General features: G+C 44.9%; 10 protein-coding genes. 4 read left to right on the top strand and 6 right to left on the bottom strand.

Going from position 1 to position 12,712, the window contains the following annotated elements; translation table 11 throughout:
* Window positions 1-42: 42 nt before the first annotated feature.
* The gene (gene dnaG, locus GKR74_RS09590; protein ID WP_036956253.1) at window positions 43-1,788 is read right to left on the bottom strand and encodes a DNA primase; all 1,746 of its coding nucleotides are present in this window, start codon (window positions 1,786-1,788) and stop codon (window positions 43-45) included.
* Between the two features lie 118 nt (window positions 1,789-1,906).
* Window positions 1,907-2,122, bottom strand: a complete 216-nt coding sequence (gene rpsU, locus GKR74_RS09585; protein ID WP_001144069.1) for a 30S ribosomal protein S21 — start codon at window positions 2,120-2,122, stop codon at window positions 1,907-1,909.
* 373 nt (window positions 2,123-2,495) lie between these two features.
* Between rpsU and tsaD the strand changes: the two genes are divergently transcribed.
* Complete coding sequence (gene tsaD / locus GKR74_RS09580; protein ID WP_154603396.1) at window positions 2,496-3,527, top strand: tRNA (adenosine(37)-N6)-threonylcarbamoyltransferase complex transferase subunit TsaD; 1,032 nt, start codon at window positions 2,496-2,498, stop codon at window positions 3,525-3,527.
* Window positions 3,528-3,623: 96 nt separating this feature from the next.
* Here the strand turns inward: tsaD and GKR74_RS09575 are convergent, their stop codons facing one another.
* Together GKR74_RS09575 and plsY are read right to left on the bottom strand one after the other, a co-directional pair.
* Window positions 3,624-5,156, bottom strand: coding sequence for a methyl-accepting chemotaxis protein (locus GKR74_RS09575; RefSeq protein WP_154603395.1), 1,533 nt, complete (start codon window positions 5,154-5,156; stop codon window positions 3,624-3,626).
* A gap of 309 nt (window positions 5,157-5,465) precedes the next feature.
* Window positions 5,466-6,119 (bottom strand): glycerol-3-phosphate 1-O-acyltransferase PlsY, encoded by a 654-nt coding sequence (gene plsY / locus GKR74_RS09570; RefSeq protein ID WP_154603394.1) that lies wholly within the window; start codon window positions 6,117-6,119, stop codon window positions 5,466-5,468.
* Window positions 6,120-6,234: 115 nt separating this feature from the next.
* Between plsY and folB the strand changes: the two genes are divergently transcribed.
* Entirely contained in the window at window positions 6,235-6,594 is a 360-nt protein-coding gene (gene folB, locus GKR74_RS09565) for a bifunctional dihydroneopterin aldolase/7,8-dihydroneopterin epimerase (protein WP_154603536.1), read from the top strand.
* 56 nt (window positions 6,595-6,650) lie between these two features.
* Here the strand turns inward: folB and GKR74_RS09560 are convergent, their stop codons facing one another.
* Window positions 6,651-7,886, bottom strand: coding sequence for a multifunctional CCA addition/repair protein (locus GKR74_RS09560; RefSeq protein ID WP_154603393.1), 1,236 nt, complete (start codon window positions 7,884-7,886; stop codon window positions 6,651-6,653).
* A gap of 10 nt (window positions 7,887-7,896) precedes the next feature.
* Window positions 7,897-8,508 (bottom strand): TIGR04211 family SH3 domain-containing protein, encoded by a 612-nt coding sequence (locus GKR74_RS09555; RefSeq protein WP_154603392.1) that lies wholly within the window; start codon window positions 8,506-8,508, stop codon window positions 7,897-7,899.
* 280 nt (window positions 8,509-8,788) lie between these two features.
* Between GKR74_RS09555 and GKR74_RS09550 the strand changes: the two genes are divergently transcribed.
* Complete coding sequence (locus GKR74_RS09550) at window positions 8,789-9,751, top strand: CYTH domain-containing protein (RefSeq protein ID WP_154603391.1); 963 nt, start codon at window positions 8,789-8,791, stop codon at window positions 9,749-9,751.
* Between the two features lie 11 nt (window positions 9,752-9,762).
* Complete coding sequence (glnE, locus tag GKR74_RS09545) at window positions 9,763-12,621, top strand: bifunctional [glutamate--ammonia ligase]-adenylyl-L-tyrosine phosphorylase/[glutamate--ammonia-ligase] adenylyltransferase (protein WP_154603390.1); 2,859 nt, start codon at window positions 9,763-9,765, stop codon at window positions 12,619-12,621.
* Window positions 12,622-12,712: the final 91 nt, after the last annotated feature.

The raw sequence follows: 12,712 nt of genomic DNA, 5'->3' as shown, positions 1-12,712 counted from the left end.
TTGCGGCACTTAAGCCGTTCTGTATACTATTTTTTGGTTGCTTTACGTTTTCACTCGTGAAAGAGTGATTAGACGGACTTCTTCGCGCTCTTCAGGTGTCAACCTTTGTGTTCGTTCTTTCGCTATCAGATAGTCGAAACGCTCATCGAGGGCGCTATTAAATAGATGATTTAGAGCATCTATAAAGGTATTTTCCGCTATTTCCTCTATTTCTATATCGTTCCATGTTGCGAGTTTTTCAAGTTGTTTCGCGAAATTATTATCGCGATAACGTTCTAGCAACTGCCCAGTGGTCATTCCGGGGGTGGAACGGCAAACTTCAACCAATTCCTGAAATAGAGAAAGCCCCGGCATTTGGATATGGGCAATTCCCTCTAGTGAGGGAACAAGCTCCGAAAAGTTCGGATTTTGCACCAACAACGCGATAAGTATGCGCATTGTTGTTGGTTTCAGTTTGGGTGCCTGATAGTTAACTGGCTCAGTACTCTCTCTATCAATCATAGCAAGAACTTGGGAAATATCCGGTATACCAATGAAATTTCCTAGCTCTTGTGCCATATAGAGGCGCAGAGTTTCACCCGGAATCTGTTTTATCAATGGGATAGCAAGTTTACTAATTTTTGCTCGACCCTCTTGGGTTTTTAAGTCCACTTGGGGAACTAAAGAGTCAAACAAAAAGGTGGAAAGACTTTGCGCATTTTCCATGCGTTGCTCAAAGGCGTCTTTTCCTTCTTTGCGTACCAATGAATCAGGGTCTTCGCCATCAGGCAAAAACATAAAACGGAGTTGGCGACCATCGGTTAGATAGGGAAGGGCGTTTTCAAGTGCGCGCCAAGCGGCTTCTCTTCCTGCTCTATCTCCGTCATAACAGCAAATTACCGTGTCTGTTGAGCGATAGAGCAATTGAATATGCTCAGAGGTTGTAGAGGTGCCAAGTGATGCAACCGCATAGCGGATGTCATACTGTGCGAGTGCTACAACGTCCATATAGCCTTCAACAACAAGTAATTTTGCAAGCTCACTACTATTTTGCGTGGCTTCATAAAGGCCAAAAAGTTGGCGACCTTTATGGAATATATCGGTTTCTGGGGAGTTTAAATATTTTGGCAATGCATCGCCTAACACCCGTCCACCAAATGCAATTACGCGACCGCGACGATCCCGAATAGGGAACATGACTCGCTCTCTAAAGCGATCATAAACGCGACCATTATCATTAGTGACCAGCATGCCCGCTTCATCAAGTTGCTGACGGCTTTCTGGGTTCACGGCAAATTTCTTGAGAAGGTTGTCCCAGCCTGCGGGCGCAAAACCAATCGAAAAATGCGAGATAATATCTGCACTTAAACCACGTTGGCTTAAATAATCTTTGGCTTTATTGGCCGATGGATGATTTAAGGCAGCGCAGTAAAACTGATTTATTTTTTCCATCAATTGGTACAAATTTTGACGCTGATGGAGTTCAATTTGGCTGGTTCCGGTTCCTTTTTCGTAAGGAACATCCAGACCGTGTAATGCGGATAACTCTTCTATGGCTTCGACAAAATCTAATTTGTCGTAATTCATCAGAAAATCGATGGCGTTACCATGGGCACCACAACCAAAACAATAGTAAAACTGTCTCTCACCATTGACAGTAAATGATGGTGTTTTTTCGTTATGAAAAGGACAGCAAGCGTGATGGTTCTTACCCTGTTTTTTTAACGGGACTTTTGCATCGACTAAATCAATGATATCGGTACGAGCGAGTAAGTCATTGATAAATGAACGCGGAATTCGTCCAGCCATAAGCCTCTTTTTCGCCTGTTGATGAACGATAATAAGCCGCGCTTCCGTTAGGAAAGCACGGCCTTTAACTGCTAACTACTTACTTGTCTGTATTGGCTGCGATTAAAATCGCAATCAATTAGTACAGACGAGTACGGCGTGCGTTTTCGCGAGCCAGTTTTTTAGCGTGACGCTTTACAGCTGATGCTTTAGCGCGTTTACGTTCAGTCGTTGGTTTTTCATAGAATTCACGACGACGAACTTCTGCTAAAACTCCTGCTTTTTCACAAGAACGTTTGAAACGACGCAGTGCTACGTCGAATGGCTCGTTTTCACGTACTTTAATTACCGGCATGTGCCTCTCACCTCAATAGAAATCGGTTTGTTGCTGGTTTTTGTTCACCAGCCGTCATTTAAAATGGTGCGGAATTTTACTTCAATGAGTACGGGTTTGTAAAGTGCCGTATAAAATTGAATCACGCAAGATCACCTGTTTTGCCTCAGCTTTAATCAATAAAGTGAGAAAAACCAGATAATAATGAGAATTTGCCACACGAAATTTTTATTACAGGGGTCTGATTATAGACTATACAACTTGGAAAGTCAGCCTTTTGCTGGGATTAATTGTGGGATTTCATGACATTTTATTGCGCAATGACGCAAATTTAGGCGCGATGGTGCAAATTTAGTGATAGACTTGCCCTCATGCAACAAACAAGGGTAGTGCAATGCGTGTTTTAGGTATCGAAACATCTTGCGATGAAACTGGAATCGCAATCTATGATGATAAACTGGGTCTACTTGCGAACCAGTTATACAGCCAAATTAAAGTTCATGCTGATTACGGTGGTGTCGTACCCGAATTAGCCTCTCGTGATCATATCCGCAAAACAGTACCGCTGATTCAAGCGGCACTCAAAGAAGCCAATTTAACCCGCGAAGATATCGATGCCGTTGCGTACACCGCAGGCCCCGGTTTAGTGGGTGCATTGATGGTGGGAGCGACGGTGGGTCGTGCGCTGGCGTTTGCGTGGGATGTACCTGCGGTTGCTGTGCATCACATGGAAGGGCATTTGCTCGCCCCGATGCTGGAAGAAAAAAGCCCTGAATTCCCGTTTGTGGCGCTGTTAGTGTCTGGTGGTCATACCCAGCTAATTAGCGTGACGGGCATTGGTGAATATGAGCTTCTCGGTGAATCCATCGATGATGCAGCAGGCGAAGCATTCGATAAAACGGCGAAGTTACTCGGTTTAGACTATCCGGGTGGGCCTGTGTTATCACGCATGGCGCAGCAAGGCGTTGCAGGGCGTTTTGTTTTCCCTCGCCCGATGACTGACCGTCCGGGGCTGGATTTCAGTTTTTCCGGCTTGAAGACGTTTGCGGCAAATACGATCCGCGATAACCCTGATGATCCTCAAACTCGCGCTGATATCGCCCGTGCTTTCGAAGATGCAGTTGTGGATACGCTCGCGATTAAATGTAAGCGCGCGCTTGAGCAAACGGGCTTTAAGCGCTTGGTGATGGCCGGTGGTGTGAGTGCTAACCGTACTTTACGCGCTAAAATGGAAGACGTTTTGAAGCAGCGTGGCGGCGAAGCATTTTATGCACGTCCTGAATTTTGTACAGACAATGGCGCAATGATTGCTCTCGCGGGCTTAATCCGCTTAAAAGGCGGTGCAAATGCAGATTTAGGCGTAACCGTTCGTCCTCGCTGGCCGCTTGCAGAGTTGCCACCGTTAGATGAAGGCGCTGTTAAATAATTAATCTGTTATGTTCAAAACATAATAAAAACAGGGGGCTAACGTAATACGCTAGCCCCCTGTTTTATTGTAAAACGAGCTTAGTGCAAGTTATTATTAATGTAGAACGGTCACTGCATCTTCTAAGCGAATGGAACGATCTTTAACGTGATTTGCGGTCTCGGTGCTCTGCTCAACGAGTAAGCTGCTTTGTTGAGTGATGGATTCCAGTTCACTGACGGCTTGTGTGATATCAGAGATCCCAGAGGCTTGCTCCGTTGTAGCATGGCTAATATGGGTAATTAGCTGTGTTACGTTTTGCACTTGATCCACAATCTCTTTCATTGTGTTCCCCGCCGCGTAGACTTGGTCTTTACCGGAGCTCGCTTTCTTTTCACAGTTATTGATAAGTTCGCGAATATCGTTGACTGCACTGGCACTGCGGCTCGCTAAGCTACGCACTTCATTGGCGACGACCGCAAAGCCTTTGCCTTGTTCACCGGCTCTGGCGGCTTCCACGGCAGCATTCAGTGCCAAAATGTTGGTTTGGAATGCAATATCTTTAATCACATCGGTGATGGAGTTAATTTTACTGGTGCTATGGACGATTTCATCCATAGTGGTGACGACCGCATCCATCATTGCTCCCCCATTAACGGCCGTTTCACTGGTTTCGTTCGATAGCACATCGGCTTTATGCGTGTTGTCCGCATTCATCTTAACGGAGACCGCCATTTGATTCATGGTAGCGGCGGTTTGCTGCATATAGCCTACGGTACGCTGTGTATGGCTATCGAGTTCACCACAATCGCTCACTAACGATTGGCTGCCTTTACGGACGTTATCCACTTGCTCAGAGACATCGTTAATCAGCCAACGGCACACTAAGCCTAGTTGACCAATGGATCGCAGGATCTGCCCTATTTCATCAACGCGGTTCATGTGGTCAATGCTATTACGGTTACCTCGCGCTACGCTTAATGCCTGGGACATAATATTTTCGAGCGGCTTCGCAAAACTACGCTCTAACATCACATTACCGAGTAGCAGGGTTATTAAGGTGAATAAGCTGGTCAGTAGCAGTGTATTGCCGGATAGACCCGATAAACCCGCCATCGCCATCCACAGAATAAATAAGCTGCTGGAAATTAAACGGCAACGCCAGCGAACAGACAGGGTTGAAAGTGAGAATCGACGGCGTTTTGGCAGCACGATCCCCTTATAAATTCGGCGATTGCTACGATTTTCGACTAGAGCTTTATACAGCGGCTCAACCGCGGCGATTTCCTCTCGGGTCGCGCGTAGACGAATGGACATATAACCGGTGATGACACCTTTTCGCTGCATGGGGATGATATTAGCGCGAACCCAGTAATGGTCGCCATTTTTACGGCGATTTTTGACGATCCCAGTCCAAGGCTCTCCCATTTTTAAGGTACGCCACATATCCGCAAAGGCGGCTTTAGGCATATCAGGATGACGAATAATACTGTGTGGTTGCCCCATTAATTCATCGAGGTCATACCCACTGACTTGCACAAAAAAATCATTAGCGTGAATAATATTCCCTTGAAGGTCACTTGTGGTCATCAAGGTGATATCTTCATCTAAGATATGCTCATTTTGGGTTACATATGGAGTTCTGCTCATTTTATATTCACTTTTATAGTTAAGTTTTCCTTTATATAGTCGACAGTTTTTAATTATTCATTAGTAATAAATTTGCAATATTTTAACTATTTTTTAAAAGTGTGCGCTGCGTTATGAATAGGTGTAAATACGTACCAAAATTAGGGGTGTGAGTGTGAGTCAATACAGTAAAAAATAGGGAAAGTTTTTGATGGTATAGAAGGATGTGATTGAACAGGAAGTGAAGATAATAGAAATAAAAAAGGCTGAAATTCAGCCCTTATTGTTTATCAAAGTAATGACTTATTAGAGGCATTATCGTGAATGATGTTAATCGTCCTTATCGTCACGTTGCTCTTGAGCTATCTCTTTGGTGGTTTTTTGCTTTTTATTCTTCAATTTTTGCCAAATTCGGCTTTCTTGTCCGCGCCATAGACGCTGAATATTGCCATGATGGCGAACAAGCACTAAGCACGACAGCATGGCAACCGGGAAGGTGAATTCAGGCTTAAACCACCACACATAAAATGGCGCCATTAGCGCACTGACAATCGCCCCAAGGGATGAGTAGCCACTGAGCAATACGGTGAGCAGCCAAGTGCCTGCCACCAAACCTGAAAGATCCCAGCCGATTGCTGCGATGGATCCAAATGCGGTAGCAACGCCTTTTCCACCTTTAAAGTGAAAGAAAACCGGATAAATATGTCCAAGGCAGGCTGCAATCGCGACCAAGCCAAGATAGAATGGTTGCACATTTAAATAATAAGCAAGCCATACAGGGATCATCCCTTTCAGTACATCACAGATCAGTACTGAGGCAGCGGCGACTTTGCCGCCGACGCGTAAGACGTTAGTTGCACCGGGGTTACCAGAGCCGTGTTGACGAGGGTCGGGTAATCTTGCCAGACGGCAGATCAAAATAGCACTCGATATTGATCCGCAAAGATAGGCGAAGATTATCATGCCAAGCGCGATAGCACTCATAACTAACTCCAAAAACGGTTTAGGCTATTTATATGTAATTCACTTCAGTCTTGGATAATACGCACATTTTTCCTGAAGTGGTATCAATTCAGCACATAAACGAGAAAATGACGTGATGGATATCGTATTTATTGAACAATTATCAGTCATCACCACCATCGGTGTATATGACTGGGAACAAGGTATTGAACAAAAACTTTTGCTCGATATCGAAATGGGATGGGACAATAAACAGGCCGCGATGAGCGATAATGTTGAATTATGTTTGAATTACGCTGAAGTTAGCGAACGCGTTGTTAGCTATTTAGAACAGAATAAATTTGGGTTAGTTGAAAGAGTTGCAGAAGAGGTTGCTCAACTGCTGATGAATGAATTTTTCACACCTTGGGTTCGTATTCGAGTGTCTAAGCCAGGGGCTGTTGCTCGTGCTGCCAATATGGGCGTGCTGATTGAACGTGGTACAAAAACCAGTTAATGGGGATTGCATCGTGGATGTTGGCGGTCGAAGTACCGCCAATATTTTCAGCTATTTTAAATCATCACTTTTTGTATTTTTAGCCACTCTTCAACTGCTTGAATACGCTGCTTAGTCAGTTCCTCTCGGATTTGTGCGCCTTGAAAGCCCTGCTCAATAATTGATTTTACTGCAACCGCTTTGGCTATCTCATAGGATTGACGTAAAAATATCCCTTGAGGATAGGCTTGTTTTTCTAACCCTCCGCGACCTCTGGCATCCGCTTCACTCACTAAACTAAGCTGAGAAATACGCTCAGGTTTACGCCAGCTATCTAATCCATCAAAGATCCCCACAATATCGGCAGCGCTGAGCTTGTTAATCATATGGATCATATCGTGATATTTTGCAGCAAGGCAGGCGAGGTCTTTGGTGCTGGTTGGGATCTTATACCGCTCACATAAGTCGATAATCAGAGGGATCCCGGCTTCCCCATGCTGTGGATGACTCGGCCAGACCGCTTTAGGCGTAAGTCCTTTACCTAGGTCATGGCATAACGCAGCAAAGCGCACATCAATATCTTTCGATAATGTTGCCACCACGCGCATTACCATCAAAATATGGATCCCTGTGTCTACTTCTGGATGCCATTTTTCAGGGGCTGGTACGCCGAATAGGTTATCAATTTCAGGAAATAGAACGGCAAGTGCGCCGCATTCACGTAAAACTTCAAAGTAAACTTGCGGTGAATTGGACATCAGCGCTTTGTGCGTTTCTGTCCAGACGCGCTCAGGGGTGAGATGGGATAGCTCTCCTGATTCCGACATGGACTGCATCAACGCCATGGTTTCTGGGGCAACTCGAAAGCCTTGAACATAATAGCGAGCGGCAAAACGTGCCACACGCAATACGCGCAATGGGTCTTCCAAAAAAGCATCAGAGACATGGCGCAGAACGCGATTTTTGAGATCACGCACACCATGATGGGGATCGACCAATTCCCCTGTATCGCTTTGGGCGATGGCATTGATGGTTAAATCTCGGCGCAGTAAATCATCTTCGATAGTGACGTCTGGTGCGCTATAACAGCTAAACCCAGTGTAGCCAGAACCGATTTTTCGTTCCGTTCTGGCAAGGGCGTACTCTTCATGAGTCTTTGGATGCAAAAAGACGGGAAAATCTTTGCCTACCTGTTGAAAGCCTTGGGCTAGCATCGCCTCTGGCGTGGTACCCACCACCACATAATCTCTATCTGAGATAGGTAATCCAAGTAATTTGTCACGTACCGCTCCACCGACGAGATAGACTTTCATTTAGGCTCTCTTACATCCAACCATCATTACGTTTTTTACGGCGTGGAATAATGTGAGGCAGAAGTAGCCCTAAAATTAAGCCAGCACCCGCCACGCCACCACCGTACATAAACCACTGTAAAATTAACTCACGGCGACGATCATCCAGATTCACTTCAGCAATATCTAACTTTTTACCCGCTTTGATGAGTTCGTTTTTCAGTTTTTCATTTTCTGCTTTGAGCTGACGCACTTCACTATCATTATCAGCCACTTTTTGCTGCATGTCTGCGGTGCGGGTATTCCAAGTATTGTCAATGTTATCTAACTGTTGACGAAGCTTTTGATTTTCAGCTTCTAACTGTGGAATTCGGCTTTTCATACTTGGGATGTCGCTGAGCTGATCCGTTGGTATCCAAACGGTGCGGCCTTTGCCATCTTTAATTTGAGCAAATTTATTATCCATTGAAATCAGTTCAACGGATTCACCTGCGTTTAGCGAGCCAACAATGCGGTAGTTGGTGCCTGGACCACTACGGACATAAGTCGATAAATCTTCAGAAACGTAGCGTGTTTCAGCGTTTGCTGTGATTGAAAGGCCTAACCCCATGATTGAAACAAGTAAAAGTGGAATTTTTCGCATAGTGTTTTTATCTTTTCACGGTGAATGAGTGTCTTATTAATTAAATACTAATAAGTAAAGCCTATTGGTGCAAACGTTAAAGCATAGAGTTGTGTAAATGTTGAATGAGAATGAGAACCTTCCTAAGTCACTGGATAATACAATTTTTAAGCATGTTATTGAAACAACCCTCTAAGGGAATTTATATTTGTAGAATTTTTGGTTTCCGTGCGGTTTCTTTTCTCTGCTTTCAGGGATTGGGGTAATATGGATGCAGTAAAATTATTAAATAAGGAAATGTATGAACCACATAGAAGTTGAACTCAAGTTAGCGGCTCAGAGTTCTGCTATTGATGCTGTTCGTCAGTGTATTTCGACGCTTTCACCGCAACACTCTGCACCTCGCAAGCTGACTAATATCTATTTTGATACGGCACAAAGACAGCTACGCCAATGGGATATGGGGTTGCGTATTCGGGGTTGTGATGGTCGTTATGAGATGACGATGAAAACGGCTGGGCAAGTGATTAGCGGATTACACCAGCGCCCAGAGTTCAACGTGGAAATTGATTCCCCTGAAATCAATCTTGCGGCATTTCCGGCAGAAATCTGGCCTGAAGGAACAGATATCGCGCAACTTGAGGATGAGTTGGAAGTCTTGTTTAGCACCAATTTCACTCGCGAAACATGGTTGGTGAAATTCGAAGATAGTGAAATTGAAATTGTTTTCGACCAAGGGGAAGTCTCTGCGGGTGCGAAAGATTTACCGATTCAAGAATTTGAATTAGAACTAAAACAAGGCTTTGTAGCGGACGTACTGAATTTAGCGAAGAAATTCGCAGATATCGATGGTCTGAGTTTATCCTCCCTGAGTAAAGCGGCGCGAGGCTACTCATTATTGGCGAGTGAGCCTGTACCTTTAGTGCGTCCTGAATCTGTGTTTGATTATGAAGAACAGCCGATTGAAAAGTCACTGTTGCACATGCAGCAACTTTGCCAGCAACATGAACAGTATTGGCTAGCAGGTGGTGAACATGCACGTCATGGGCTTAGTGAGTTTTTACGCTTTGTTCAGGCTTTCTTAGTGCATTACCAAAACTCTGCACCGCATTTTGTTCACGATCTCCCTCTGGAACAATTACGTTTGGATGTGACTGATGAAACGGTCAGTGCAGAAGGCTTTTGTTACAGTAGCCAATGGCTAAAATGCAAACTAGCCTTTATTCAGTGGTTAACCGCCTTAACATATACTGATGTCGAATAGGTACTGAATCTATGCCGCTTTCTTCCGAGCTTTTGCAGAACCAACACCAACGTATTATTCAGCAGTTTACGGAGCAATCTTCTGAGTTGCTTCCGTTAAATGAATCTGAACTGAATTTTCTCGCATTCAGTGATTTTGCGTTGAAGCAGGTTCTCACCCATTCCCAATTTTTACAGCATATTCGAACACTGCCACCAGTAGGCGATGAATGGGCTCGCTATGGGGAATGGCTGGAAGAAGCGTTAGCATCGGTGACGGATGAAGATCATTTGATGCAGGTTTTACGCACTTTTCGTCATCATATGTTAGTGCGTATCGCTTGGATGCAAACCTTAGAATTATGTTCCCAGCGCGATACCATTGTGCAACTTAGCGAACTGGCTGAGATATTGATTGTTGCAGCGCGAGACTGGCTATACAAAACCTATTGCCTCTTGTGGGGAACGCCGTGTGATCGTACTGGAAACCCGCAGCCACTATTAGTGCTTGGGATGGGGAAATTGGGTGGCAGGGAATTAAATTTTTCGTCTGATATCGACCTGATTTTTGCTTATCCTGAAAATGGAGTTACTCAAGGTGGGCGTAAAGAGCTGGACAACGCGCAGTTTTTTACGCGCCTAGGTCAGAAGCTGATCCGCGTTCTTGACCAAGTCACCATTCACGGTTTTGTGTATCGCGTTGATATGCGCTTACGCCCATTTGGTGATAGCGGCCCATTGGTCTTCAGTTTTTCTGCTTTGGAAGATTACTACCAAGAGCAAGGGCGTGACTGGGAGCGCTATGCAATGGTCAAAGCCCGTATTATGGGGCCTGACAGCATCCATTATGCGGATACCTTGCGTAAATTATTACGCCCGTTTGTCTATCGTCGTTATATTGATTTCAGTGTTATCCAATCCCTACGTAATATGAAAAATATGATTGAGCGAGAAGTGCGTCGTCGTGGATTGGTCAACAACATCAAATTAGGCGCTGGCGGTATTCGCGAAATTGAATTTATCTCCCAAGTTTTTCAGTTAATCCGAGGCGGACGAGAACCCGCGTTACAGTCACAATCTTTATTTACCGCATTACAAGGCATTGAAGAACTTGCATTATTACCAGCACAGCAAGTTACTCAACTGCAAGACAGCTATATCTTCCTACGTCGGTTAGAGAATTTATTGCAAAGTATCGATGACCAACAAACCCAGACATTGCCCGATGATGCTTTAAATCAGGCGCGTTTAGCGTGGGGGATGGGATTTGCGAATTGGGCTGATTTTTATCAGCAACTGAGTGCAAAAATGGCAACGGTACACCAAATTTTCGCAGAGCAAATTGGTAGCGATGGTGAGGAAGACAAAGTGGAAGAGTGCCATGAAGCGTACATTACGCTCTGGCAAAGTGAGCTTTCTAAAGAGGAGCTGGCAAGTTATTTACCGTCAAAAGATGAACTCGTCGCAGAAAAAATGATCCACGGAATTAACCTGTTCCGCCATGATCTTAATAAGCGCACTATTGGTCCCCGTGGTCGTGATGTTCTTGATGAGTTAATGCCAAAGTTGTTGGCAAAAGTGGGTGAGCGCGAAGATGCAGGGCGAGTGATTGAACGCATCACGCCATTATTGTTGAGCATTGTTAGCCGAACAACTTATTTAGAGTTGATGCTCGAGTTTGACGAAGTGCTAACTCACGTTATTCGCTTATGTGCAGCTTCGCCAATGATTGCTGAGCAGTTAGCTCGTCACCCGCTTTTGTTGGATGAATTACTCGACCCTCAGTCCTTGTATCAGCCATTACCGCTCACCGCCTACCGCGATGAATTACGCCAATATTTAATGCGTGTGCCAGAAGATGACGAAGAGCAATTGCTAGAAGCGCTCCGCCAATTTAAACAGGCACAATTATTGCGTATTGCCGCCGAAGATATTTCGGGTGTGCTCCCTGTGATGAAAGTGAGTGACCACTTAACGTATTTGGCTGAAGCGATTATTGATGCAGTGGTGCGCCAAGCATGGCAAATGATGGTCAAGCGCTATGGGGAACCAGATCACTTAGCTAAGTTTGATGAAGATAAGTTCGATGAAAAACAGTACGGATTTGCGGTACTGGGCTATGGTAAATTAGGTGGCTGGGAGCTGGGTTATAGCTCAGATTTGGATTTGGTTTTTCTGTTTGACTGCCCAATGAATGCGGTGACAACAGGGGATCGTTCCATTGAGGCTCGTCAATTTTATCTGCGTGTTGCACAGCGTATTATTCATCTTTTTAGCACCCGCACGGCTTCAGGGGTATTGTACGAAGTGGATGCTCGCCTAAGACCTTCCGGTGAATCGGGCATGTTGGTCAGTACAATCCAATCTTTCGATGACTACCAAAAAAATGATGCATGGACGTGGGAGCACCAAGCGCTGATCCGCGCTCGTATGGTGTTTGGCGACAGTTCGCTACAGCAAAAATTCATGCAAATTCGCCATGAAACCTTATGTCTGCCGAGAGAGCCGGATGTGCTGCGTGAGCAGGTGCGGGATATGCGCCTGAAAATGCATCGGCATTTGGGAAGCCATCAGGAAAATGAGTTTGATTTAAAAGCCGATCCGGGCGGGATCACTGACATTGAGTTTATCGCTCAATATTTAGTGCTGCGTTTTGCTATTGATAATCCAGCGCTGACTCGCTGGTCTGATAATGTGCGTATTTTTGAGTTAATGGCGCAGTATGATTTTATGCCAGAAGAAGAGGCATATGGCTTAACGCAGGCATATGTCACGATGCGTAATGAGCTACATCATTTAGCGCTACAATCTTTACCTAGCCGTGTAGACAGCCAACAATTTTCAGCTCAACGCGCCTTAGTGCTTGCCAGCTGGAAAAAATGGCTTGAGTAATTGATTAGCTAGCAAATTATTTAGGCGATATCGCGCAATATGCTAGTATTAGCGGCAATTAATTTCAGATTTTCTTTTCATAACTGGAGTG

Source organism: Providencia sp. wls1914, assembly GCF_009706645.1.
GTDB classification, from domain to species: Bacteria; Pseudomonadota; Gammaproteobacteria; order Enterobacterales; family Enterobacteriaceae; genus Providencia; species Providencia zhijiangensis.
The sequence above is the reverse complement of the archived record's forward strand: the minus strand, read 5'-3'. Positions and strand labels throughout refer to the sequence as shown.

What these genes read in the sequence shown, in the direction of transcription:
- dnaG (WP_036956253.1), bottom strand. Translation starts at nt 1,788, where the DNA reads ATGGCTGGACGAATTCCGCGTTCATTTATCAATGACTTACTCGCTCGT.
- rpsU (WP_001144069.1), bottom strand. Translation starts at nt 2,122, where the DNA reads ATGCCGGTAATTAAAGTACGTGAAAACGAGCCATTCGACGTAGCACTG.
- tsaD (WP_154603396.1), top strand. Translation starts at nt 2,496, where the DNA reads ATGCGTGTTTTAGGTATCGAAACATCTTGCGATGAAACTGGAATCGCA.
- GKR74_RS09575 (WP_154603395.1), bottom strand. Translation starts at nt 5,156, where the DNA reads ATGAGCAGAACTCCATATGTAACCCAAAATGAGCATATCTTAGATGAA.
- plsY (WP_154603394.1), bottom strand. Translation starts at nt 6,119, where the DNA reads ATGAGTGCTATCGCGCTTGGCATGATAATCTTCGCCTATCTTTGCGGA.
- folB (WP_154603536.1), top strand. Translation starts at nt 6,235, where the DNA reads ATGGATATCGTATTTATTGAACAATTATCAGTCATCACCACCATCGGT.
- GKR74_RS09560 (WP_154603393.1), bottom strand. Translation starts at nt 7,886, where the DNA reads ATGAAAGTCTATCTCGTCGGTGGAGCGGTACGTGACAAATTACTTGGA.
- GKR74_RS09555 (WP_154603392.1), bottom strand. Translation starts at nt 8,508, where the DNA reads ATGCGAAAAATTCCACTTTTACTTGTTTCAATCATGGGGTTAGGCCTT.
- GKR74_RS09550 (WP_154603391.1), top strand. Translation starts at nt 8,789, where the DNA reads ATGAACCACATAGAAGTTGAACTCAAGTTAGCGGCTCAGAGTTCTGCT.
- glnE (WP_154603390.1), top strand. Translation starts at nt 9,763, where the DNA reads ATGCCGCTTTCTTCCGAGCTTTTGCAGAACCAACACCAACGTATTATT.